The organism is Amycolatopsis pithecellobii (assembly GCF_009707865.1).
In the GTDB taxonomy this organism is placed as follows: domain Bacteria; phylum Actinomycetota; class Actinomycetes; order Mycobacteriales; family Pseudonocardiaceae; genus Amycolatopsis_E; species Amycolatopsis_E pithecellobii.
Genome location: NZ_WMBA01000012.1, coordinates 25,434 through 49,763 on the forward strand (window position 1 = coordinate 25,434; position 24,330 = coordinate 49,763).

22 protein-coding genes are annotated in these 24,330 nt (G+C 68.8%); 7 read left to right on the forward strand and 15 right to left on the reverse strand.

Annotated elements, in window-relative coordinates; all coding sequences use genetic code 11:
- The first annotated feature begins 22 nt into the window (after positions 1–22).
- Positions 23–1,336, forward strand: a complete 1,314-nt coding sequence (locus GKO32_RS10635; RefSeq protein ID WP_154756650.1) for an NtaA/DmoA family FMN-dependent monooxygenase — start codon at positions 23–25, stop codon at positions 1,334–1,336.
- Positions 1,337–1,546: 210 nt separating this feature from the next.
- Here the strand turns inward: GKO32_RS10635 and GKO32_RS10640 are convergent, their stop codons facing one another.
- The 12 genes from GKO32_RS10640 to GKO32_RS10695 all read right to left on the reverse strand — a co-directional run bounded on the left by GKO32_RS10640 (position 1,547) and on the right by GKO32_RS10695 (position 15,018).
- Positions 1,547–1,726: a hypothetical protein gene (locus GKO32_RS10640; protein ID WP_154756651.1), complete on the reverse strand. Its 180-nt coding sequence runs from the start codon at positions 1,724–1,726 to the stop codon at positions 1,547–1,549.
- A 12-nt stretch (positions 1,727–1,738) separates the two neighbouring features.
- On the reverse strand, positions 1,739–3,115 hold the full coding sequence (locus tag GKO32_RS10645) for an amidase (protein WP_154756652.1): 1,377 nt from the start codon (positions 3,113–3,115) through the stop codon (positions 1,739–1,741).
- 11 nt (positions 3,116–3,126) lie between these two features.
- Positions 3,127–4,536: an amidase gene (locus GKO32_RS10650; RefSeq protein WP_154756653.1), complete on the reverse strand. Its 1,410-nt coding sequence runs from the start codon at positions 4,534–4,536 to the stop codon at positions 3,127–3,129.
- Positions 4,533–5,951 carry an MFS transporter gene (locus GKO32_RS10655; protein ID WP_154756654.1) on the reverse strand — a complete coding sequence of 473 codons (1,419 nt, stop codon included), beginning with the start codon at positions 5,949–5,951 and terminating at the stop codon, positions 4,533–4,535. Before GKO32_RS10655 ends, GKO32_RS10650 begins: the two co-directional genes overlap by 4 nt.
- A complete protein-coding gene (locus GKO32_RS10660) occupies positions 5,948–7,537 on the reverse strand; it encodes an amidase family protein (RefSeq protein ID WP_154756655.1) in 1,590 nt (529 codons plus the stop codon). The genes GKO32_RS10655 and GKO32_RS10660 overlap by 4 nt, the downstream gene beginning before the upstream one ends.
- A 29-nt stretch (positions 7,538–7,566) precedes the next feature.
- Positions 7,567–9,174 (reverse strand): ABC transporter substrate-binding protein, encoded by a 1,608-nt coding sequence (locus GKO32_RS10665; RefSeq protein ID WP_312867784.1) that lies wholly within the window; start codon positions 9,172–9,174, stop codon positions 7,567–7,569.
- 213 nt (positions 9,175–9,387) lie between these two features.
- Entirely contained in the window at positions 9,388–10,338 is a 951-nt protein-coding gene (locus GKO32_RS10670) for an ABC transporter ATP-binding protein (protein WP_154756656.1), read from the reverse strand.
- On the reverse strand, positions 10,338–11,324 hold the full coding sequence (locus tag GKO32_RS10675) for an ABC transporter ATP-binding protein (protein ID WP_154756657.1): 987 nt from the start codon (positions 11,322–11,324) through the stop codon (positions 10,338–10,340). The genes GKO32_RS10670 and GKO32_RS10675 overlap by 1 nt, the downstream gene beginning before the upstream one ends.
- Positions 11,321–12,199, reverse strand: coding sequence for an ABC transporter permease (locus GKO32_RS10680; RefSeq protein ID WP_154756658.1), 879 nt, complete (start codon positions 12,197–12,199; stop codon positions 11,321–11,323). The genes GKO32_RS10675 and GKO32_RS10680 overlap by 4 nt, the downstream gene beginning before the upstream one ends.
- A 43-nt stretch (positions 12,200–12,242) precedes the next feature.
- Positions 12,243–13,187: an ABC transporter permease gene (locus tag GKO32_RS10685; RefSeq protein ID WP_154756659.1), complete on the reverse strand. Its 945-nt coding sequence runs from the start codon at positions 13,185–13,187 to the stop codon at positions 12,243–12,245.
- Positions 13,187–13,951, reverse strand: coding sequence for a GntR family transcriptional regulator (locus tag GKO32_RS10690; protein WP_154756660.1), 765 nt, complete (start codon positions 13,949–13,951; stop codon positions 13,187–13,189). Before GKO32_RS10690 ends, GKO32_RS10685 begins: the two co-directional genes overlap by 1 nt.
- A 233-nt stretch (positions 13,952–14,184) precedes the next feature.
- Positions 14,185–15,018 carry an alpha/beta fold hydrolase gene (locus GKO32_RS10695; RefSeq protein ID WP_154756661.1) on the reverse strand — a complete coding sequence of 278 codons (834 nt, stop codon included), beginning with the start codon at positions 15,016–15,018 and terminating at the stop codon, positions 14,185–14,187.
- Between the two features lie 150 nt (positions 15,019–15,168).
- Between GKO32_RS10695 and GKO32_RS10700 the strand changes: the two genes are divergently transcribed.
- From GKO32_RS10700 to GKO32_RS10710, 3 genes are read left to right on the forward strand one after another with little or no spacing between them, the layout of a single operon-like run.
- Positions 15,169–15,933, forward strand: a complete 765-nt coding sequence (locus tag GKO32_RS10700) for a FadR/GntR family transcriptional regulator (protein WP_154756662.1) — start codon at positions 15,169–15,171, stop codon at positions 15,931–15,933.
- 13 nt (positions 15,934–15,946) lie between these two features.
- Complete coding sequence (locus GKO32_RS10705) at positions 15,947–16,303, forward strand: 2Fe-2S iron-sulfur cluster-binding protein (RefSeq protein WP_154756663.1); 357 nt, start codon at positions 15,947–15,949, stop codon at positions 16,301–16,303.
- 10 nt (positions 16,304–16,313) lie between these two features.
- Positions 16,314–17,225 carry a catechol 2,3-dioxygenase gene (locus GKO32_RS10710; RefSeq protein WP_154756664.1) on the forward strand — a complete coding sequence of 304 codons (912 nt, stop codon included), beginning with the start codon at positions 16,314–16,316 and terminating at the stop codon, positions 17,223–17,225.
- 27 nt (positions 17,226–17,252) lie between these two features.
- Here GKO32_RS10710 and GKO32_RS10715 read toward each other — a convergent pair whose 3' ends face one another.
- On the reverse strand, positions 17,253–18,254 hold the full coding sequence (locus GKO32_RS10715) for an alpha/beta fold hydrolase (RefSeq protein WP_312867785.1): 1,002 nt from the start codon (positions 18,252–18,254) through the stop codon (positions 17,253–17,255).
- An 81-nt stretch (positions 18,255–18,335) separates the two neighbouring features.
- Between GKO32_RS10715 and GKO32_RS10720 the strand changes: the two genes are divergently transcribed.
- Positions 18,336–19,241, forward strand: coding sequence for a LysR family transcriptional regulator (locus tag GKO32_RS10720; protein WP_312867786.1), 906 nt, complete (start codon positions 18,336–18,338; stop codon positions 19,239–19,241).
- A 158-nt stretch (positions 19,242–19,399) separates the two neighbouring features.
- Entirely contained in the window at positions 19,400–19,555 is a 156-nt protein-coding gene (locus GKO32_RS37945) for a DUF6131 family protein (protein ID WP_166459483.1), read from the forward strand.
- 101 nt (positions 19,556–19,656) lie between these two features.
- On the opposite strand, the gene GKO32_RS10725 is transcribed toward GKO32_RS37945, so the two are convergent.
- On the reverse strand, positions 19,657–20,454 hold the full coding sequence (locus tag GKO32_RS10725; RefSeq protein WP_154756666.1) for an enoyl-CoA hydratase-related protein: 798 nt from the start codon (positions 20,452–20,454) through the stop codon (positions 19,657–19,659).
- Positions 20,455–20,609: 155 nt separating this feature from the next.
- Between GKO32_RS10725 and GKO32_RS10730 the strand changes: the two genes are divergently transcribed.
- Positions 20,610–21,416, forward strand: a complete 807-nt coding sequence (locus GKO32_RS10730) for a TIGR03084 family metal-binding protein (RefSeq protein WP_312867787.1) — start codon at positions 20,610–20,612, stop codon at positions 21,414–21,416.
- On the opposite strand, the gene GKO32_RS10735 is transcribed toward GKO32_RS10730, so the two are convergent.
- Positions 21,413–24,295, reverse strand: coding sequence for an amidohydrolase family protein (locus GKO32_RS10735; RefSeq protein WP_246243446.1), 2,883 nt, complete (start codon positions 24,293–24,295; stop codon positions 21,413–21,415). The genes GKO32_RS10730 and GKO32_RS10735 overlap by 4 nt on opposite strands.
- Positions 24,296–24,330: the final 35 nt, after the last annotated feature.

Sequence of the window (24,330 nt, forward strand, 5' to 3'; positions counted from 1 at the left end):
TCCCGAAAGGAAGCCGCACACGATGGCCTCTCCCTTCCACCTGGCGTTCATCCTGAACTTCACCACCGACGACTGGCGTGGCCCGTTCGGCACCGGCGGCAGGCCATGGGACGGTGATTTCCACATCGGGGTGGCGCAAGCGCTCGAACGGGCCTGCCTCGACTACGTGATCATCGAAGACAAACTGATGGTGCCGGAGATCTACGGCGGCAGTGCGGCCGCGTCGCTGCGGCAGGCGGCGATCGCGCCCAAACACGACCCGGTGCCACTCGCCGCGGCGATGGGCAAGGCCACCACGGAGCTGGGCATCGTCGCCACACTGTCCACAATGGCCTATCCGCCGTTCATGACCGCCCGTCTTTCGTCTACAATGGACAGCTTGTTGCGTGGGCGCTTCGGGTGGAACATCGTGACCAGCGCGGAGGACCTGGCCGCGCAGAACTTCGGGATGGACCGGCTGCCCTCCCGTGAGGAACGCTATGAGATGGCCGACGAATACGTCGACCTGGTGCGGCAGCTGTTCGAATCGTGGGACGCAGACGCGCTCGTGATCGACCGGGAGAAGGGGATCTACGCCGATCCGGACAAGGTCCGGCCGATCAACTTCCGCGGCAAGTACTTCTCCTCGCGCGGTCCGCTGAACACGGTGCCTTCGCCGCAGCACCGGCCCGCGTTCGTGCAGGCGGGTGCCTCACCGCGGGGACGCCGGTTCGCGGCGCGCAACGCGGACTCCGTCATCGCCATCGCCAACGGTGTCGAGGAGATGAAACGGTTCCGGGACGACGTGCGCGCCGAGGCGGTGAACCAGGGCCGCGACCCGGACGGTATCAAGATCCTGTTCTGCGTCACGCCCGCGCTCGGGGAGACCGACCGGGAGGCGCGGGAACGGCATGAGCGGATGGTGCAGGCCGACGAGTTCATCCAGGACGTGCTGGTACAGGTCTCCGCGCTGACCCAGATCGACTTCGCGCGGTTCCCGCTCGATGAACCGTTGCCCCGCAAGCTGGAGACCAACGGGGAGAAGGGGACGCTGGACCAGTTCCAGCAGTGGGGCAGCGGGAAGACGTTGCGGCAGCTGGTCACCGACAACGCGGGCGGGCTGGTGTCGTCGGTCGAGCTGATCGGCACGCCCGACACGGTGGCCGCCCGCATGGGCGAGGTGATGGCCGAGGTCGGCGGGGACGGGTTCATGCTGACCACCCCGCTGCTGCGACTGAACCGCCGCTACATCGCCGACCTGACCGACGGCCTGATCCCGGCCCTCCAGCGCCGCGGCCTCGCCCGCGCCGCCTACGAACCGGGCCGGACACTGCGGCAACGCCTGCTGGAATTCTGACCGCGGCCTCCGGGCCGGACTTGACCTCAAGCCGACAACCTCGCCGGTTTCGTGTGGGCGGCAAGTTCGTCCTCGGCCCGGTGGTCGACCGGTTCGGCATACGACGGCCCGGGCACTGTCGCGTGGCGATAACCAGTCCGGGTTTGCCCGGAAGGCCAAGGAAATCCGGCCGGAAGCCACCCTCCGTGGGCCCGGAGGGTGACGCGGCGGTCAGAGTTCGGCGCGGAAGATCAGACCCGGCTCCTCGTACCTCGCTTCCGCGACCGCGTACAGTTTGTCGATTTCGGTGGCCCTGGCGGGGAAGCTCGCGATCATCAGCGCGACTTCCTCGGTCAACGGGTTCAGTCCGGCCGCGGCGAGCAGAGCCGGGACGACGACCGTGGGATCCATGCGTTTTCCTTTCTACAGCGCGGGTGTCCGCAGATGCCACGAAGTACGTTGCTGGTAGGCGTAACCGGCGGCCAGCACCGCCGCCTCGTCGAACGGCCGGCCGATGATCTGCAGACCCAGCGGCAAACCATCGCCGGTGAAACCCATCGGCACCGACATCGCCGGGTTGCCCAGCGCGTTCCAGTACGCCGTGTGCAGCGCGCCGACGATGTCGTCCAAGGTCAGCTTGTCGACTTCGGGGGCCCCGCACGCGCTGGTCGGTGTCAGGATCAGGTCCACGTCGTCGAACACGGCCGAGACCTGGCGTTGCCCGGCCCGGCGAACCCGTTGTGCCTGCACATAATCGCCGGCACTGACGAGCGCACCGGTGGCGACCGCCAGCCGGGTGCCGGCGCCGTAGTCCAGCCACCGGCTGCGCAGGTCCGGCCGGTGATAGGCGTAGGCCTCGGCGGTCAACCCGATCATGGTGGCCGACGTGAGCTCGTCGTAGAGCGGCAATCGCACGTCGACGACCGTCGCGCCGGCGGCCGTCAGCTCGCCGACCGCGGCCTCCAGTGCCGGGGCAAGCTCCGGCACCGTCATCGGCGAGCGGTCCAGCAGCATGTCGATCCCGATCCGCATTCCTTGCAGGGAACCGGTAAGCGCGCCCGTGTAGTCGCCGACCGGACGGTCGACGGAGGTCGCGTCGCTGGTGTCGTGTCCCGCCAGCACCGCCAGCATCACCGCGCAGTCCTCGGCACTGCGCGCCATCGGTCCAATGTGGTCATAGCTGTAGCCGAGCGGCACGCAGCCTGCCTTGGGTACCCGGCCGAAGGTCTGCTTGAGTCCGGTGATCCCGCAACTCGTTGCAGGGTAACGGATACTGCCGCCGGTGTCGGTGCCGAGGCCGCCGAGGAACAACCCGGCCGCCACGCCGTTGCCGGTACCCGAGCTGGAGCCGCCGGGATAATGCTTGGTATTCCACGGGTTGCGCGGGATCGGGAACGGTTTTTCCGGATCTGGCGTGCCGATCGCGTATTCCATCGTCGTGGTCTTGCCGGTGATGACCGCGCCCGCGGCCCGCAGCCGCGCCACCACCGGGGCGTCACCGCCGGCACCCCACGCACGGTCCAGGACGAGGCTTTGCGCGGTGGTTTCGCCCTCTTCGGTGGCGATGATGTCCTTGACTCCCAACGGGATTCCGTGCAACGGCCCGCGGTCGGTGCCATCGGCCAGCTCCGCGTCCGCCTTCGCCGCGGCTGCGAGCGCGCTCTCGTCGAACCGTGACAGGTACACGCCGAGCTTCTCGTCGTGCGCGTCGGCGGTCGCGAACGCCGCTTCGGTGAGCGCGACCGACGTCGTCTCTCCCGTGCGCAGCGCGGCCGCCGCTTCGGTGATGGTCAGATACATGACATTCCTCCTCAGGCGGCGGCGGGCAGGGCCGGCCGGCGCAGGTGATGGGCGGTGGCGGCCTGGTAGGCACCGCCGAGCGCGAACAGACTCGCCTCGTCCCGGGGGCGCCCGACGAACTGCAGGCTCACCGGCAGCCCGTCCACCTCACCCGAGGGCACCACGAGCGCGGGGGACCCGGTGAGGTTGAACGGGACGCTGACCCGGCAGGCGGCGTCCAGCCACGGCACTTCCCGGTCCCCGAGATCGGATGTCATCTCCGGGGCGATGAGCGGAGGGAGCGCCGTCATCGCGGGGCTGACGAGCGCGGCGCAACCGTCCATTGCGGACTCCAGCTCCCGCTGGAAGACCGGGCGCAGGCGCAGGGCCCGCAGGTAGTCGGCGGCGCTGACGAACGGGGCCGCGCCGAGCAGCGAGGCACCCATCTCGTCACGGTCCTCTATTGTGGACAGATGTTCTTCGTGCAGGGACAGCATTTCCGCGTAGATGATCCACCAGCCGGCGACCGCGGCGAGGTCGAACGAGGGTAGCTCGACGTCCACGATCTCCACCCCGAGCGCAGCCAGCTCACCGAGCGCCGCCTCGTACGCGGCGGCCACCGCCGGGTGCATCTCGGCTTCGAGGAAACCGCGGTCACGCGCCACCCGCATCCCGGCGACGTCCTGGCCGAGCGCCGCGGTGAACGGGACCTTCTCGGCCGGTAATGCCGTGGGGTCAAGGGGATCCGGCCCGGCGATCACGTCGAGCATCAGCGCGGCGTCGGCGACGCTGCGGGTCATCGGCCCGGCGTGGTCCATCGTCCACGACAGACCCATCACGCCGTGCCGCGGCACCCGCCCGTAGGTGGCCTTGATCCCGGTGATCCCGCAGAACGAGCTCGGGATGCGGATCGAGCCACCGGTGTCGGTGCCGATGGCGAGCGGGACCTGGCCCAGCGCCACCGCGGCGCCGGACCCGGACGACGAGCCACCGGTGGTGCGCCGGTGATCCCACGGGTTCAGCGTGGGCCCGAACGTCTTGTTCACCGCGCCACCACAGGCGAACTCGAACGTCGCGAGCTTCGCCAGCAGCACGCCGCCCGCCTCGGCCAGCCGGGTGGCGAGCACGGCGTCGGTTTCGGGCACGTAATCGCGGTACAGCGCGGAACCACCGGTGGTGGGAATCCCCGCGGTGGCCACGATGTCCTTGAGCCCGTAGGGAATTCCTTCCAGCGGCCGCGGCGTGCCGTCGCGCCAGCGCGCGTCGGACTCGGCCGCTCGCCCGAGCGCGGATTCGGCGAGCAGCGTGATGATCGAGTTGACGCCGGGGTCGGTGGCTTCGATGCGGGCGAGGCAAGCGGCGGTGGCTTCGCTGGGCGTGGCGGTCCCGGCGGCGAACGCGGCGAGCAGTTCGGTCGCGGTGAGATCGGCGAGGTCGCTCATTCCTTGTCTCCTCCTGAAATCCAGGCGAGCGCGGTCGCGGGCTCGGTGACCGGTTCGGTGAACGGCAACGGGAGTGCCCGCAGCCGCTCCAGGTCCGGCCGGTACCGCGCATGTGTCGCGTACGCCTGGGAAAGTCGTTGCGGGGTAAGGGAAATGTCCGAATTCGTGGCGAGCGCGGTGAATTCCTCGGGGCTGGGCATGGGCACGAGTTCCTCCTGGGGTGCGGGCAGCGTTTCACGGACGGAAAGGGTGAGCAGCAGACCGCCGAACAACAGGGCGGCCGTGGCCGCGAGCGCGGTGTGCACCCCGCCCACGGCGATCCCGGCGCCGGCGAACAGCCCGCCGGCGAGCATCCCGATATCGCAGGCGATCCGGTAAGCGGCGACCGCGGTTTCCGGTGTTTCGGCCAGATCGATCGTCATCGTGGCCGGGACCACCCACGTCGCGCCGACCGTGACGCCGGTGGCGAGCGCGCCGAACGTGAACGCGACCGGCCCGCGTACGACGGTGGCGAGCGCGGTGACCGCGACCGTGCCCCACGCCAGTGCCGCGGCCAGCGGCAGCAGCCTGCCGTACCGGTCGGACAGCCCGCCGCCGAAATGCATCGTGGCCACATCGGTGACCGCCAGCGCGAACAGTGCGAGGCCGAGCGGGACCCAGCCCATCCCGAGCTGTTCGCCCAGCAGCGGCACCAGCGTGAGTGCGAGGCCCGCTCGCACGGCCTGGCCGAGCCCGGTGAGCACCAGCACCGACCACATCCGCCGCCCGCGCACGCCGAGCCCGGCGGGCAGCCCGAGCCGCGGCCGGACGGCGGAAACCCAGCGGGGCGCCAGAAACCACGCCGCCACCGCACCGGCAAGGTTCACCGCCCCGCACACGCCGAACAGCAGCCGCAGCCCGTCCGGCCCCGGCGCGGCCGCCGCGATCAGCCCGCCGCCGAGCGGCCCGGTGGCCACGCCGAGGAACCAGAACGCATTGAACGTGCCGATCGCGCGACCGCGGGTGTGCTCGCCGACCAGCCGGACCGCGAGCGCGATCCCGCCGCCCATGAACAGCGAGGTGCCGAAGCCCTGCAGCACCCGTGCGAGCCCGACGACCTCCCAGCTGGTGGTGGCCGCCGAAAACAGGCACCCGACGCCGAACACCAGCAGCGAGACGGTCAGCGCGGTGCGCGAGGACACCCGCGGCACGAACCGGGTGCCGAGGAAATCCACCAGCAGCAAGGACAATCCGATCGAGGACACCACATAGGCCGCCCAGGACGGGGAGCCGCCGAGACCCACCACGAGCAGCGCGGTGAACGGCGCGGTGAGCCCGAAGCCGACCCCGGCCACGAGGACGACGAGGTGGAACCGTTGCCGGGCGCCCAGTTCGACGGGCGCCCGGACGGGCAGTTCCGCCGCGACGTCGATCACCGCGACCCGGCGGGTGCGACGTCCGCCGCCGCGCCGCCGGGCATGACCCCGGCCGCGTCCTCGATCACCGCACCGGCGCGGAAGGTCAGCGCGTCCTGCCACAGCGGCGCGATGATCTGGATCGACGTGGGCATCGCGGTTTCCGGGTCGACCCCGCTGGGCACCGCGAGCGCCGGGTGCCCGGACAGGTTGAGCACACACGTGTTGGCGACCATCGTGGTGCCGCGCGCGAGCAGTTCCGGGTCCTCGGCGGGACGGTCGAGCAGCACGGGCGCGACCTGCGGGGTGGTCGGTGTGACGAGCAGGTCGAACTGCCCGAATGCCGCGTCGATCTGCGCCATGAGGGCACGGCGCAGGTTGGCCGCCTTGGCGAAGTAGGTGGAGAAGTACTTGTCGTGCAGGTACCGGCCACCCATCAGCCACACCTTGAAGAACGGCGGGAACGAATCGGCTTCCATGCGCCGCACGAGGCCGAACGCGTGGGTCCGCTCGACGTCGACCTCACCGAGATGCGAGTAGCCGGTCCCGTCCGACTGCGCGGTCAGCCACGCCAGATGCAGCAGCAGCGTGGTTTCGATCGCCCATGCGTCCGTCCACAGCGGAATGGAAACCGGGGACACGGTCGCCCCGGCCGCGTCCAGCGCCGCGCACGAGGACTCGAACGCGGCGAGCACACCCGGTTCGCACAGCCCCGGGTCCCGACCCTCGGTGACGACGCCGATCCGCAGGCCCGCCACGCCTTCGCCGAGAGTGGCGGCGGCGCTCGTCGGCGACGGTTTGCCCCGGACCCACTGCGGATCCCGGTCGGAGTGCCCGCTCATCACGTCGAGCATCCGGGCGGTCAGCTCCACAGTGGACGCCATCGGGCAGACGGCGTCGATCGTGTGGTCCATGTAGGTCAGCCCGTGCGAAGGCACCAGACCCTGGCTGGGCTTGATGCTCACGATCCCGTTGAAGGACGCGGGAATCCGGGCCGAGCCGCCCTCATCGACCCCGATCGCGAGATCGACCGCGCCGGAGCGGACGGCCGAGCCGGACCCACCGGACGAGCCGCCCGCCGACCGGGTCGGATCGACGGCGTTGCGTGCCGGGCCGTACCAGCTCGACTCGCCGGTGCCGGACGTGGAGAAATCGTCCAAATTGGTCTTGCCGACGATATCCGCACCGGCGGCCAGTAACCGCGACACCACGACCGCATCCGTCGTCGGCGTGTAGCTCAGGGTCCGCGACGCGTTCGTGACCGGCACCCCCGCGACCGCCAGATTGTCCTTGACGCCTACGGTCAGTCCATTGAGGACACCCTCGGCCGCACCTTTGACGTGACAGCGCCGGATGAACGCGTGGAACGGGTCGTCGGTGTCGCTGACCGGACCACCGGGATCGCGGTCGGTGTAGATCAGCGGCGGGGTCGGCGCGGGCAGTTCGTCGACCCGGTCCACCCCGGCGAAGGTCTGGTCGAGAATCCGCGCGTACTGCTCGGCTTCGCGTTCGGTGAGGTTCAGATACTCGGCCGCACCGAGCCCGGTGACCTCTTCCGGGGTGGGGCGCCGCACGAAACCACGGATGCGTCCACGAGGCATCGCCATGGGAATCTCCTTTCACTGGCGGGAAAAGCTCAGCCGACCGTCAGCTGGGTCAGATCGGCGAACCACGACTGGGGTTGCACGAACCCGTGCACGCTGGAGGCGAGGACCCGCGGGTTTCGGTCGTCGACCACGACGAGCCACGGGGAGTCCTTGCCGAGGATCTGCGCGACCTGCGAGTACAGGCTCGCCCTCGCCTTGTCGTCGCCGACCGTCCTCGCCTTGGCGAACAGGGCGTCCACCTGCGGGTTGGAGTACTTTCCGGCGTTGATCCCGGAATCGGTGCCGAACCAGCTGCGCCAGAAGCCTTCCTGCTGGTAGCTCAACGAGATGTTGAGTGCGTCGGCGTTGTCCGGGATCTTGCCTGCGAAGTAGTCGTTCAGCATGGCCGCCCATTCGATGGGCTTGAGCTCCACCTTGACGCCCACCGCGGCCAGATCGGTCTGCAGCGCGGTGTTCATCGGGGTGGGCACCATGTTGCCCGAGCCGCTCGTCGGATAGGACAGCGTCATCGAGAAACCGTTGGGGTATCCCGCTTCCGCGAGCAGCTGCTTGGCTTTCGCCGGGTCGTAGCCGTACACGTCGTCGGCGGGTTGGTAGGCGGCGTTGGCGTGCGGCACGTAGCCCAGCGCCGGTTCCGCGGTGCCCTTGAGGATGTTGTCCACCAGGGCTTGCCGGTTGATGGCCCAGTTCAGCGCTTCGCGCACCTTCACGTTGTCGAACGGCGCTTTCGTCATGTTGTAGACCCACGGCCAGATGTGGTCGTAGGAGTTGGTGAGCACCTGGAACCCTTGCGACTTCAGGTTCGGCACGTCGTCCGGCGGCGGCACCTCGATCCAGTTGACCTCACCGGACCGCAGCGCCGCGACGCGCGCGGTCGGGTCCGGGATCGGGCGGAGGATCACTTTGTCCACTTTGGGCTTTCCGTTCCAGTACTTGTCGTTGGCCAGCAAGACAAGGCGCTGGCCGCGCACCAGCGAGTCGAACTTGAACGGCCCGGTGCCGACCGGCTTGTCGGCGAAGCCCTGGTTGCCTTCGGCCTTGATCGCGGTGGGGCTGCCGAAGTAGACGGTCGCGAGGTCACTCGGCAGGTACGCCCACGGCCCGTTGGTGTCGATCTGGAGGGTGAGATCGTCGATCTTCTGGTAGCTCTTGACACCGGCGATCGAGAGCCCGCCCTGTGCGTTGAGTTCCTGGTAGAAGTCCGGGCTCTTCTTGTTGAGGTAGCGGTCGAGATTGAAGATCGCGGCGTCGGCGTTCCACGGGGTGCCGTCGTGGAAGGTGACTCCGGGGCGCAGCTTGAACGTCCAGCTGGTCAACTCGGCGTTGGGCGTCCACGACTCGGCCAGATCCGGGATGATCTTCGGGATCTCGTCGCCTTTGGACAGATCGAATTTCGTGAGACCGTCGTAGAGCTGGTTGCCGACGAAGCGCAGACCCTCGTAGCCCTGCCCCTGGGCGAGCCCGGTGTCCAGGACGGGGATGTCGGACGCGGTCATCCCGATGATCAGCGTGTTCCCACCGGCGCCGCCGGCGGAGGTGGCGCTGCCGCCGCACGCGGACACCACGAGGGACAGCACGGCGAGCAGCGCGCCGACGACAGTGAATCGTCTCTTACGACGGGTGGGGTAACGGGGCACGGACTTTTCCTCTCAGGGCAGGTTTTCGGAGCAGGTAACCAACGCGCGAGTTGCGCGTTCCGGTGGTGCGAGTTGCGTGTTCCGGTGGCGCGAGTTGCGCGTTGCGGTGGCGCGAGTTGCGTGTTCCGGTCGCACGGAACGCACAACTCGCGCGCGTGGAACGTGCGACTCACACGCAGGGAACGCACAACTCGCGCGCACGGAACGTGCGACTCACGCGCGTGGAACGTGCGACTCGCGCGGGCGCACGTGGACACAGGACGCGAGCTGTCCCGGTGCCGCTTCGGCGAGTGGCGGCCATTCGGTCTGGCAGGCGTTTTCCGCGACGGGGCAACGGGTTCGGAACCCGCAGCCGGACGGCGGGTCGGCGGGGTTGGGCAGGTCACCGGTGAGCACGATGCGTTCGCGTCCCTGTCCCGGGGTCGCCGAAAGCAGGGCCTGCGTGTACGGGTGCCGCGGATCGGCCCACAGTTGCCGCGCCGGGGCGAGTTCCACGACCCGGCCCAGATACATCACCGCGACGCGATCGGAGATGTGCTCCACCACGGCCAGGTCATGGGAGACGAACAGGAACGCCACCCCGGTCTCGGCCTGCAGGTCCGCCAGCAGGTTCAGCACCTGCGCCTGCACGCTTTTGTCCAAAGCGGACACTGCCTCGTCGCACACCACGAGATCCGGCGAGGTGGCCAAGGCCCGCGCGATCGCGACCCGTTGGAGCTGACCACCGGACAGTTCGTGCGGGAACCGCTCGGCGTGCGCGGCGGTCAGCCCGACCCGTTCCAGCAGCTCCAGCACCCGAGGGCGCCGGGCCGGGCGCTCGGCCCCGTGTGCCCGCAGGTTGAACTCGATCGACTGGCGCACCCGCAGCCGGGGGTTGAGCGAGGTCTGCGGGTTCTGCGGCACGACCTGCAACCGCGCGCGCAGCGCCCGCATCCGGGCTCGCGGCAGCCCGGCGAGCGGCACGCCGTCGAACGTCACCGAGCCGCTGTCCGGTGCGAGCAGGCCCAACAGCATCTTCCCGGTGGTCGACTTCCCGCAGCCGGACTCACCGACCACGCCGAGCGTCTCTCCTTTGTGGACGGTCAAGGACACGTCGGACACGGCGCGCACCCCGTTGCCGAACGTCTTGGTCAGGTTCTCCGCTTCCAGCAGAACGTCGCTCATCACGCCACCACCCGTTCGGTATTCACCACAGGACACGCGGCGACCCGGTCGTGCGCGATGGTGACCAGCAGCGGGTCGTCGTAACGACACGAAGGACGCACGTGCGGGCAGCGCGGCGCGAACGCGCATCCGGCAGGGAACGCGCCGACCGGGGGCGGGGAACCGACGATCGAGCGTAGTGAACCACGTGCCGCGCCGGGCATCGGCAGCGAGTCCAGCAGCCCTTCGGTGTAGGGATGCCTTGGGCTGGAAAGGACTTCGCTCGCCGGGCCCTCTTCCACCAGGCGCCCGGCGTACATCACGCCGACCCGGCCACCGAAGTCCGCGGCCACCCCGACGTCGTGGGTGACCATGAGCACCGCCATCCCCAGGCGCTGCTGGAGTTCCGCGAGCAGCTCCAGGATCTGGGCCTGCACCGTCACGTCGAGCGCGGTGGTCGGCTCGTCGGCGATGAGCACCTGCGGATCACAGCTGACCGCGATGGCGATCACCGCCCGCTGCCGCATCCCGCCGGACAGCTCGTGCGGGTAACTGCCGGCCACCCGCTTCGGATCCGGGATGCCAACCATCGCCAGCAGCTCCTCCGCGCGCCGGTGTGCGGCGGTCTTCACCCGCTCCACGCCGTGCACGGCGAGCACCTCGGCCAGCTGGGAACCGATGCGGCGCAACGGATCCAGCGCCCCCGTCGGGTCCTGGGGCACGAGCGCGATCTGCCCGCCTCGAATGGCCCGCAGCTTCGGTTCCGCCAGCCCGACCAGTTCCTGTCCTGCCACCCGGACGCTGCCGCCGAGTTCGGCCGACGAGCCGTAGAGCCGCATGATGGAGCGCGCGGTGACGGATTTCCCGCTGCCGCTTTCGCCCAGCAGCATCATGGTTTCGCCGCGGCCGATGGTGAACGACACCCCGCGCACGACTTCCGTCCGGCGGCGCCGGGACACGAACGTGGTGGTCAGGTCGGTGACTTCCAGCGGTGGGATCACCGTCATGCCCGCACCTCCCCGCGCACGTCGAGAAGGTCGCGCAGGCCGTCCCCGAGCACGTTGAAAGCGACCGACGCGATGAGGATCGCCAGCGCCGGAATCGCGGCCAGGAACGGGGCCGAGTAGATGTACTGGGTGTGCTCGCTGACCATCAGGCCCCATTCCGCGGTCGGCGGCGAGATGCCGAGCCCGAGAAAACTGAGTCCCGCCGCGTACACAATGGACAGTCCAATGAGGGCGGTGCAGTAGACCACGACGGGCGGTGCCACGTTGGGCAGCACCTGCCGTAGTGCGATCGCCGAGCGGCGCGCACCGCTGGCCCGCGCCGCCTCCATGTAGTCGAGATCGACCAGTCGCCGCGTCTCGGTCTCGGCGACCCTGGCCACCGGTGGCACCAGGATCACTGCCAGCGCGATGATCGCGTTGGACAGCCCGGAGCCGAGCGCCGCCGCGATCGCGACCGCCAGCAGCACTGCCGGGAACGCGTAGAACACGTCCAGCGTGCGCATGATCAGCCGCTGGCCCCATTTGCCGGAAAGCCCCGCCGTCACCCCGAGCGCGGTGCCCACGAGTGCGGCGAACAGCACCGGAATCAGCCCGGCCAGCAAGGAAAGCCGGGTGCCGTCCACGAGCCGCGCGAGCACGTCGCGGCCCTGGCCGTCGGTGCCGAGCACGTGCCCGGCGGTCCCGGCCGGCAGCAGCCGGTGCGCCGTGTCACCGGCCAGCGGGTCGCCGGCCAGCAGCGGCCCGATCAGTGCGGTGAGCGCGATCAGCAGGACCACCGCACCGGCGACGGTGGCACTCATGGTCATCCGGCGGCGCCGGGGTTTGCTCGCGGTCGTGGTATCGGGCAGGGACGCCGCTTCGGTCAGTGCGGTCATCGGGACTCCTCGTTGACGGGGACGGGGATCGGCTGCACTGCCGTCAGGTGCGGATGCGCGGGTCGACGAGCCCGTGCAGCGCGTCGACCACGAGGTTGATGAGCACGAACGCGAACGCGGACACGAGCACCCCGGCCTGGATCACCGGCAGGTCCCGCTGGGTGATCGACTGGTAGACCAGCAACCCGATCCCGGGCCAGGCGAACACCGCCTCGACGAACACGACCCCGCCGAGCAGGTACCCGATCTGTAGTCCCGCGACCGTCAGCAGCGACGGCACGGTGTTGTGGAAGGCGTGGCGCATGACCCTGGCCCGTGACAGCCCCCGCGCGGTGAGCGCCTCGATGAAGTCCATGCCCATCACGTCGAGCACCGATGAACGGAACATCCGCGCGATGATCCCGGCCGGCACGAGCGCCGCCGTGATCGCCGGCAGGATGAGATGGTTGAACAGATCGGTGAAACCGCCGTTGCCGCCGGGATTGTGCATACCGCTGACCGGGAACAGGCCCGCGTTCGAGGCCAGGTAGATGATCAGCAGCAGGCCGATGGAGTATTGCGGGACGGAAATCGAGAACAGCGCGAACGCGTTCCCGATCCGTGCCGCGATACCGGTGCGGCGCAGTCCGGTCACTGCCCCGATGAGCAGTCCGAGCACGATGGCGAGCGCCCCGGCGGCGACGGTGAGGATGAGGGTGTTCACCAGCGCGTCGAACACGATCGGCGCGACCGCGTCATGCCGGGCGAGGCTCGTGCCGAAGTCGCCGGTGACGCTGTGCGAAAGCCACGAAAAGTATTGCACCGGAAGGGGATCGTCGAGCCCGAGGCGGGCGTGCAGCGCGGCCCTGGCCTCGGGGCTGCCGGTCGGGCCGAGCATCGAGGCGACCGGGTCACCGGGAATGATCTTGATGGTGATGAAGATGACGATGGACACGCCGACGAGGATCGGGATCGTCATCAGCAGCCGTCGTCCGAGATAGCCGGCCATCAATCCTCCAAAGTGGACGGATGCGGGCGGCGTTGCCTGCGGTGACGGGGAAGTTGCGCCAGTAGCGCCATGCGATCGCCGCGCACCCTGGCGAAGGCGTATTCCAGTGGGCGGCCGGTGTGATCGCGGACGAGCCGTTCGAACAGCATCAGCGGGGCCCCGGGCAGCACATCGAGCAGCGCGGCTGCGTCGTCGTCGGCGAGGATCGCTTCCACCGCCTGGTCGGTGACGCCGAGCTCGAACCCGGCGGCCTCGTAGACGGCGTACCACTCGGTGACTTCCTGCCCGTGCTTGACCACGCCCACCAGCGGCAGCGGTACGTAGGCGGTGCAGGCGTAGTACGGTTCGGCGCCGAGCACGGCGAGGTATTCGATGACGCCGCATTCGGTGCCGGGCGGGAGGCAGAGCCGGTCCGCGACACGCGGCGCGGCGATCTCCTTGCTGATCGCGAGAATCCGGTGGGACACCCGCTCCATCGCGGGTTCCGGCCCGTGCAGGTGACTGAAGGAATGCCGCACCTTGGAGGCGACCGAGAAGGTACCCGTTCCCTGCACACGCTTGACGAGGCCCTCCTCCCGCAGTAGCGCCAGCGCGTCGCGAACCACCTGGCGGCTGGCGGAAAAGGACAGCATGAGTTCGGCTTCGCCGGGCAGCGCGCCGGCGGGGAACTCCTCGTGCACAATTGCCGCCCGGAGCAGATCTCGTACCCGGCGGGCAGCACTCAGGCGGCGTTTGGTCCGGGGATCCATCCTGGCCTGCTTCATGCCGGTAGCGTGCGCCGCAAGCCAATTCGACCGGAAGGCCGAACGCGTAACGCCGTCGTTAAGCCGGGAGAAGCAGCACGCCGCACGGCCTGACCTGCGTGAACCCTGGCGGCGGCGCGCCGAAACGCCGGATGGCCACCCCGTCCGGCCGGAAGATCAGTCCCGCCGCGACGGTGGTGGCCGCTTTGTGTTGGCCCGCCTTATCCGGCTGGTTTATTGCCGTCAGCCGCGGATCATGCCGGCAGGAACCCCCGCAGTAGATGCACGAACTCGGCGCGCTTCTCGATCTGCGCCCAGTGCCCGCACTGCCCGAACACGTGCAGCTGTGCCCGCTCGATCAGCTCCGCCAGTCGCAACGACGACGACAGCGGGATCACCTTGTCCTCCCGGCCATGCACGATCAGCGTCTCGTGCGGCAGCGCCCGGATCCCGTCTTCCGGCAGGGCAAGCGCGTCGACCCCGGCCTGGCGTGGGGCGGGGAACATCGCGGAGTACGACTCGTGCACGCCCGCGCGGATCGACGCCTCGTAACGCAGCCGCGCGAGATCCGGGCTCAGCAGCGACTGGTCGTAGGCGAACAATTCCAGCAGCCGCGCCATGTTCGCGACCGACGGCTGGTAACCCCACACCGCGTCGAGGCCGGGGGTGAGGTCGAAACGCGTGCCGGCACTGCCCATCAGGACCAGTTTCGCCACCCGCTCCGGGTGCCGGCCGGCGAGCCACAATGCCAGCGCACCGCCGAAACTGTTGCCCACCACGGAAACCGTCGGCAAGTCGAGCGCGTCGAGGAACGCGACGAGGTGGTCGACCCATGCCTGCTGGGAAAACACGAAGCCGGCCGGGCGCTCGGTGTACCCGAAACCGACGATGTCCGGCGCGAGCACCCGCCGGCCGGCCGCCAGCTCCGGCAGCACGCCGCGCCAGTTGGCCCAGGCGGACACCCCCGGCCCGGAACCGTGGATGAGCAGCACCGGTTCGCCGGTGCCGTGGTCGTGGTAGTTGGTGCGGATCCCGGCCGCATCGATCGTCCGGCCGATCTCGGGATTGGTGGCCACGGTCTGCGTCATGAGGCGAACAATAGCAAGAAATATGACGGCTGCCAGCGGGTGTCTACCGGTGCTGATCCAGAGAATCTGCTGGTAGCAGCGATATTTGACACCTTAGGACAGTCGCCATATTGTTAATGCAGGATTGCAAACCTTCGCTGGAGGGCTTCGATGAGTAAGGACGCTGGCGCGAAGGCAGGGTCACGTGCGGAGGACGTCGCGGCCAGGCTGGAGATGGAGATCCTGCGCGCCGGTCATCCCGAGGGCACCCGGCTCGGGCTGCGCACCGAGCTGATCAACCGGTTCGAGGTCAGCCCCGGCGTGATGAACGAGGCGCTACGGCTGCTGCGGGACCGGGAGCTGATCACGGTCAAACCCGGGCCCAGCGGTGGGGTCTTCACCGCCGATCAGCCGCCGGGCGTCCGGCTGGGCGCGCTCGATTTGTGGTTCCAGGGGCTGACCCTGCCACCGCTGGAAATCTTCGAGTCACGCATGCTGCTCGAGGAGATGTTCAACAACCTGGCGTTGGCGAACTCCACCCCGGCCGACCATGCGGAGATCGAGCGCGCGCTGCAGCGGATGAACGTCAACGCCGGTGATCCGCGCGGGTTCTTCGAGTCCAATGTGGACTTTCATCGTGCCATCGCGAAATCCACCAGGGTCACCGTCCTCACCGGCATCTACGACAGCCTCGTCACGGTGCTGATGGGAGCGCTGGTCCGCGCGGCCTGGACCACCGGCCACGAGCAGGTCGTCGACCACAACCTCCGCGTGCACGGGCAGATCTTCGAGGCCATCCGGGCGAAGGACCGCAAACGACTCGAGACGGCCGCGCGGCTGCATCGGGTCGACATGGTGAGCCTGGCCCAGCCGGAGAAATCCCCGGTGCGCCGTCACGAACTCGACGCGGTCGGCGACGACACGCGGGCCGGCTGAGGAAAAGGAAGACATGAGCGACGACATCGAGGTCACCGTCAATCCCTCGGGCACGGTGCTGACCGTGCGGCCCGGTGAGGCGCTTCTCGACGGTATGCGCCGCAACGGTTATTCCCACCGGCACGGCTGCCGTCGCGGCGGCTGCGGCCAGTGCAAGCTCGACCTGCTTTCCGGTGAAGTCGAGTACGAGAGTGTCGTCGCCGAATCTGTTTTGAGTGCGGAAGACCGTGCCGCGGGCACCGCTCTGTCCTGCCGGGCGCTGGCCCGGCGCGGACCCATCGTCGTCGCCCTGCGAGACGAGACCATCCGCCGTTTCGCGCCGTGGGTCACGTCCGCGGCGCGCTCCGGTTCCACCCCCACCACCACGTAAGGAGCTCGTCATGGGCGTCATGCGACTCGGCTATGTGCACGTACGGGTCACCGATCTCGACGAGGCGCGCGGCCACTATGGCGACACCCTCGGCATGGGTGTCGCCGCCGAGACCCAGGGCCGGATCTACTTCAAGGCCTGGGACGAGTACGACCACCATTCCGTCGTGCTGGAGGAAGGCGGGGTCGGGCTGGTGAAACTCGGCTACAAGGTGGCCCGGTCCGAAGATCTGGATGTTTTCGAGAAACGCAGCCAGCAGTTCGGCTGCACCGTCGAGCGGATGAGCGAGGGGGACAACCTGGCCGTCGGTGACGGGCTGCGGATCACCCTGCCGTCGGAGCATACTCTCGAGCTATATCACGAGATCGAATACGTGGGCACCGAAACCGGCGCGTTCAACCCCGACCCCGAACCGCGCCACCCGCGCGGGGTTTCCGTCCCGCACATCGACCACGCGCTCGTCACCACCGAAGACCCTGCGCTACTCGAGCGGTATTTCGCGGAATGCCTGGACTTCCGGCCCGCCGAGCGTCTCGTCACCGACGCCTCGAACCCCGAACTGCTCGGCTCCTGGATGTTCTGCGGAAACTCCCCGCATGACATCGCGTTCGTCAACGGGCCCAACGGAAAGCTGCACCATTTCGCCTACCACCTGCAGGACTGGAGCAAGCTGCTGCGCGCCGGTGACCTGTTCGCCATGGACGATGTGCCGGTCGACATCGGCCCCACCCGCCACGGCATCACGCGCGGCACGACGATCTATTTCTTCGACCCCGCCGGAAACCGCAACGAGGTTTTCGCGGGCGGCTACACGACTTATGAAGATTTCCCCACCATCACCTGGACGGCCGACCAGCTCACCAAGGGCATCTTCTACATCGGCCGCGAAATGAAGGACACTTTCCTGTCGGCGCTCACCTGACAACGGTTTGACTTTCAAAGCTCCACCTCAGCCCAGCACCTTGCGCAGCAGGGCACTGGCCTCCGCGGGGCTTTCCAGCGGCCAGAAATGTCCACCGGTGATGTAGCGAACGTCGACGTCGGCCGCATACGGAATGCGTTCACGGGCGTCGGCGAAGAACTCGCGGGGTTGCGTGCGCGAGTCCCAGCCCTGGATCAGGGTGATCGGTGAGCGCCAGCGCGAAATCAGGTCCCGGCGCCGCTCGATCCACTCCTTCCGGAAGGTCGAGCCCATGTTGTATCGCGGGACGGCGCGGGTGATCCCGGGATAGGAGTACTCCTGGATCACGCGGCGCATGTCCTCGTCGGCAACCGGAAGGCCGCCGACCATGGTGTAGCTCGCGACGACGAACCGCTTCGGGTCCTCCATCATCCCGGACCACGGGGCCTCGGCGATCAGATCGTCGTGCGGCGCGAGGGCCGGGTTGAAGTGGTAGAGGTGCTGTTCGCCGCGCACGTAATGGCGGACGCGCGTGGGATGGGCCGCGGCGATGTGATCACCCTGCACGGTGCCGCGGTCATGGGTCACCAGCACGAACTCGTGCACCCCGATCGCGTCCAGCAATTCGACGAGCTGCTGTGCCGCGCCCACGTGCCGGTAGTCGCCCCGCCCCTTTTCCGACTGTCCATAGCCTTTGAGGTCGATCGCGATGCAGCGGCGGGAGTCCGACAGCGCGGCCATCTGGTGATGCCACATGAACCACGAGTCGGGCATCCCGTGCAGGAACACCACCGGTTCCCCGCTCCCGGTTTCGACGTAGTGCCAGCGGACTGTTTCCTGATCGCCCGGGATTTCGGCGAAGTGGTGGGTGAACACGGCTCCGTCGAGTTCTTCGGTGTCCCCATCGTGATCAGCCGGGCGCGGCCGCACATCGGCGTAGCGTGCCAGCCGCTCTGTCACGAGCTCCTCGGGCGGCACGAAGTTCTCGATCGCCTCGCGTGCCCGAGCCGGTAGTTCGGTGTATTCCCAGGGGGATTCGTCGTAACTCACGACTCCACTGCAGCACCGCCGCCGCATCATGTCCAACGATGTCTGATGCTGGCTGCCAGCACGATCAGTGATAATGGTGTCGTGGAACTCCGTCACCTCGAATACTTCCTCGCGGTCGCCGAGACCGGCAGCTTCACCCACGCCGCGAAACGGCTGCACGTAGTCCAATCAGGAGTGTCGGCGACGGTGAAGGCACTGGAACGGGAGCTGGGATCGGCTCTGTTCACCCGCAGCCCGCAGGAGATCACCTTGACCGCGGCCGGGCGCGCCTTGCTGCCCCGGGCGCGCGAAACGCTCGACGCCGCGCGCGCCGCCAAGGACGCCGTCTACCAGACGCAGGGCGCGTTGCGCGGCACGGTCACGGTCGGCACGCTGACTTCGATCGACTTCGTCAACCTGCCGGAGTTGCTGGCCGCACTGCGCGCCGAGCATCCGGGAGTGACGGTGCGGCTGCGGGCCGCGATGGCGGGTTCGGCGGGGCTGGCGGAGCAGTTGCGCGAGGGCCGGCTCGACGTCGCCTTCCTGTCCTTTCCCGGCCCGACGCCGGCCGATCTGGACATCAGGGTGCTGGAGACCGCACCCATGGTCCTGTACGTGCCCAGCGAGCACCCGCTGGCCGGTGCGGGAGAGGTGACCATGGCTCAACTGGCCCAGTTCCCGTTCGTCGACACCCCACCGGGTTTCGCCACGCGCACCATGCTCGACCAGGCTTTCGCCGCCGCGGGGGTGGACCGTGAGGTGACCGTCGAGATCGCTGACGTCGGTACCGCGGTCAGCTTCATCCGGGCGGGGCTGGGAATCGGTTTTCTCGGCGATTTCCTCGTCCAGGACCGGACCGGTCTGGTCACCGTGCCGGTCGCCGACCACCAACCGCAGTGGCAGCTCGCCGTCGCCACCGCCACGACCCGCCGCCCGAGCGCGGCGACCGAAGCGTTCTTGAAACTGCTCGCCGAACGCCATCCGGCACCGCACCGGCACGGACGGTAACGGGTGACGCCGAACTGCGCACCGGGCTAGGCCATTCGGTCCACTTCGGTCAGTGCGCGAGTCCAAATCGTTGGCAGGGCGCCATTTTGACCGTTTACCGCGCATCGGATCCGGGTATTGCCAGACGGTCCCCATCGGACTTCGCAGAAGGAGTTCCCATGATCGTGCTTGGCGTCATCCTGCTCATCGCCGGTCTGCTGACCGGTATCTCCATCCTGTGGACGATCGGCATCGTGCTGCTCGTAGTCGGCGCGGTGCTGGCGATCCTCGGCGGCACGGGCCGCAAGGTCGGCGGACGCGCGCACTGGTACTGACCGGCACATCATGAGTTCGTGACGGACCCGGCCGGGCCGGTGCCACCACCGAGCCCGGCCGGGTGGCTGGGGGGACGGCAGTTTCCAGACATAGTCCGGTTTTAACGGTTCCGCCAGCTGGGCACGCGTTTCTCGGCGAAGGCGCGTGGTCCCTCGGCGGCATCCCACGTTTTCGCGAGCGCCGCGCCTTCCGCGGCCGACAACTCCCACCGCGCGCTTTCCGCGGCGATGGCGCCGTCGACGATGCCCAGCGCGACGCGCTTGCTGGTTTGTACCGCCAGCGGTGCGTTCTCGCTGATCTGCTCGGCGAGCGCGAGTGCGGCCGGCAGGACGTCCGGTTGCGCAACGACGCGGTTGATGAGGTTCAGTTCCAGCGCGCGAGCCGCGGTGATGGGCGCGCCCGTCAGGATCAGCTCCATGGCGATCTTGCGCGGTAGCTGGTCCACCAACCGGAACAGCCCGCCGGCGCCCGCGGCGACGCCACGCCTGACCTCGGGCAACCCGAAGGTCGCGGTGTCCGCCGCCACGATGAGATCACTGGCGAGGCAGATCTCGGTTCCGCCGCCGAGGGCCGGCCCGTTGACCGCGGCGATGGTCGGCTTGCTGATGTGATGGCGCACGTACCCGGCGAAACCCCAGGCCGCGCGGTGCGGTTCGGCCGGCTTGAGCGACTCGCCGCGCGCGATGGCCTTGAGATCGGCACCGGAGCAGAAAGCTTTGTCCCCGGCTCCGGTGAGCACGACCGCCCGGATCTCCGGGTCGTGCTCGGCGAGTTCGAGCGCGTCACCGACGCCGAGAGTGACGGCGAGGTTGACCGCGTTGCGCACCTGCGGACGGTTCAACGTGATGAGCAGAACATGACCGTGCCGGCGCACCTGTACCACATTCTCCTGGTGCAAAGAAAACTCCCCTGTGACGGAAAAAAGCACTCGGGCGCGCCATTCTAACCGTTGATATTCGACGTGGGGAATTTTGGGCAGAACGTGCTGGCCGAAACGTTCCGAAATGACGGCGAATATTTGCCGGCGCCGGATCTGTGGGTACAAGAAGAGACGTGGCTGACCTCGGTGCGATCCTCGCTGATCTGACTGTCGAAACACAGGAGCTGGACGACATCGTCGCCAATCTGTCCGAAGTGGACTGGAAAAGACCGACCCCGGCCGACGGCTGGACCATCGCCCATCAGATCGGTCATCTGTCTTGGACCGACCGGCAACTCGTGACGTCACTCACCGAGCCGGAAAAATGGCCGGCCGAAGTCGAGAAACTGCGTCGCGAAGGTGACGATTATCTCGATCGTGCAGCAGCCGAGGAAGCGGCGAAATCGCCGGGCGTTTTGCTGGAAGAATGGCGCGCCCACCGCGGCGCGGCCGCTTCCGCGCTCGCCGCGGTGCCGCCGGGGGAGAAGGTGCACTGGTACGGCCCGTCGATGAGCGTCGCGTCGATGGCGACCTCACGGCTGATGGAGGCGTGGGCACACGGCCAGGACGTCTTCGACACACTCGGCCTGCGGCGCGAGCCGACCCGGCGGCTGTGGCACATCGCGCGGCTGGGGGCCCGCAGCCGCGACTTCGCGTTCAAGCTGCACTCGCGTATCCCGCCGGTCGAAGAGTTCCGGATCGAGTTGGTCGCGCCGGACAGATCGATGTGGACCTTCGGGCCGGAAGACGCCCCGCAGCGGCTGACGGGCAAGGCGACGGACTTCTGCTTGCTCGTCACCCAGCGCCGCCACCGCAGCGACACCGAACTCGTCGCGACCGGCAGGGATGTCGAGGAGTGGCTGCGAATCGCGCAAGCGTATGCGGGCCCGCTCGGCCACGGCCGGGAGCCGAAGGGGAAGCCGCAGAAAAGCCGCCGTTAGCCCGAAAACGGGGCCAGCAGGTCCTCGACGGTGTGCGCCACGCCGCCGATGATGACCTGGTGTACTGCGGCGGCGGCGTTGATGTCGGTGAGCGGGTCGCCGGTGACGAAGGTCAGGTCGGCCAGTGCGCCGGGCACGATGCGGCCGAGCTGGTGCTCCATGCCGAGTGCGCGGGCCGCGTTCACGGTCGCCGTCCGCAGGGCCTCGTACGGCGTGAAACCGTAGCGCACCATGGCACGCAGGTTGCCGTGCAAGGAAATGGCCAGGTCGTCCAGTGGCGCGTCGGTCCCGGCGATGACGAACCCGCCGTCTCGGTGGATCCGTAGCACCATATCGACATTCGCGGCGAGGATCTCCCGGACCGCGGCCGCGGGGGCGAGCGTCGCCTCGTCGGCCTTGGCGAGCAGCCGTTCGTACTCCCACGCCGGAAACAGCGCCCTGGTCCGCGGATCGTCCACCAGCGAACGGTCTTCGGCGAACCGGGCGATGGCGCGATACAGCGTCGGCGTGATCGACATGCCCGAGGTGACGAACAGTGTGACCACATCAGCGTAGGCACGGCCGAGTCGGCTGGTCGTGTGGGAATAGCCCAGCCGGTTCGCGGAACCCGTGTGCTCCATACCGTCCATACCCACCCGCGCGGCCGGGTAGAGGTAGTGCGACGCCAGCGGCAGGCCGGCCTGATGAGCCTGCCGCACCAGTTCGCGCTGACGGTCCACCGGCAGTCGCACATAGGTCTTGACCAGTTCGTAGCCGAGGGCGCGGGCCCGGTCCATTTCGTCGTCCAGCTGCGCCGCGGACCGGGTCGGGCGCATGAAGTTGTAGTACACGCGCGAACCGTCGATGGGCTCTCCCGTGGCGAAATAGCGCGGCCCGATCCGCCGCCCGCTGGCGATCGCCTCGCGGTTTTCGACCATCTGGTACGCGGGATCGCCCGGGGATCGGGTACTGGTGATCCCGTACGCCAGCCACGTCCGGCCCTGCCGGTCACCCCATTGCCGCCCGCGCAGGAACCAGTGGTTGTGCGTGTCGATGAGGCCCGGGATGACGGTCAGCCCCGAAGCGTCCACAGTGGACCGTCCAGGCCGGTGTGGCAGCACGGCTTCGATGCGATCCCCGTCGAGCACGATGTCCACGTCACGGCGCAACGCGGTGGCTTCCCCGTCCCACACCGCACCGGCGTGGATGACCGCCGCGCCGGTCGCCCTTGCCGGGCGCCAGTGCAGCTCCACCGGGATCGTCCGCGGCTCGCCGCCCGCGACCGGCACGGCCCGCAGCCGGCCGTTGTTCAAGTACAGCAACCGATCCCGGCCCAGCCAGGACGGTGAGTCGGTGACCTCCGAGGTGACCTGCCGCGCGTCGCCGACCGGGCGCCCGGCGGCGTCGACGTCGCTCACCCACGCCCTCGACTCGACGACGAACGCCAGCATCCGCCCGTCCGGCGACCACACCGGCCCGTCGTCGCCCCGGGTGGCGATGGACCGCCCTGGCACCGGTTCGTGATAGGTCAGCCCGCCGGTGCCCGGGTCCACGATCAGGATCTGGTTGGTGCCTTCCCGGAAACGCTTCGAAAACGGCTTCACGGCGGCCAGCGCGAGCAGCCGCCCGTCCGGTGACCAGCTCACCCGGCCCGGCAGGAACAGCGCCGGCGTCACCTGGCGCACGGCACCCGTTTCGACGTCGGCCACCCGGACGGCGCCGTCGTGATCGGTGTAGGCGATGCGGCTGCCGTCCGGGGACCAGCGCGGCGCCAGCTGCGCGCCCGGCGCGTCGGTCAGCCGCCGGTCCGCACCGGTGCCCAGTTCGTGTACCCACAGTTCGGTTTTCCCGGCTCGGTCACTGGTATAGACCATCGCGGTGCCGTCGGGGGAGAAATCGGGGTCCGACGCGAAGTAGCCGTCGTCCACCACCTTCACCGGCTTGCCGCCCGACGCCGGCAGCGACCACAAAGCGTTGAGCGCGCGGAACGCGATCCGGGTGCCGTCGGATGCGGCGACCGGGCCGGCGATTCCCCGCACCGGCCGCGGCTCGTCCGAGCCCAGGTCGGGCGCGGCGCGCGGGTACTCCCGGCGGGTCACGACAGGCACCTCGGCTTGGAACGGGATCGACCGGCCGGCACCGGCCGGTGTCCGGCGGCGGATCCGGCCGTCCGCGGTGTAGACCAGATCGCCGTCCGGCAGCCAGGAAACGGAAAACCCGAAGACATCCTCGCCGCTGGTGAGCACCGTCTTGCCGAGGACGAGTTCCGTGCGCGCGCCAGTGAGTCTCGTGTACGTGAGGTCCATGCCATCCGTGGTGAAGGCCGGGCCCAGCACGATGCTGCCGGGCACGGGTTCGACCTGGCGAACGATCTTCCCGGTGGCGATATCGATGACGTCGATGGCCGTGTCGTCGACGACGTAGGCGATCCGCGTGCCGTCCGGCGACCAGGCCGGCGCGGCTTCCTCCTGCGGCGACCGGGTGACCGCGCGGATGTCACCACTGGCCGCCTCGTAGCTGAACAACCCGTAGCTACCGGTGCCACCCCGATCCGAAGCGAACGCGATCTGCTTGCCATCCGGCGAGAATTTCGGCTCACGGTGATCGAACGGCCCGGTGGTGAGCTGCCGCAACCCGGTGCCGTCACGGTCGATCAGCCACAGGTGGTAGTGGCCGTCCCGATAGGACTGGAACACCAGCTGCCGCCCGTCGGGAGACCAGTGCGGCTGGGTGGCGTCCTGCAGGTCGCCGGTGAGCCGTCGCGCCGTGCCGCCGGTGATCGGCAGCACCCAGAGCGCGGTCAGCAGGTCCATGGCCAGCCACTGGCCGTCGGCCGATACCGTCACGGCGAAGTTGGTGCCTTCGGTGATGCGGACCTGCTCGGTCGCGGTGACTGGCAAGCCGCTCTCCCGAAAATCGTTGTGGCCGTGCGAAA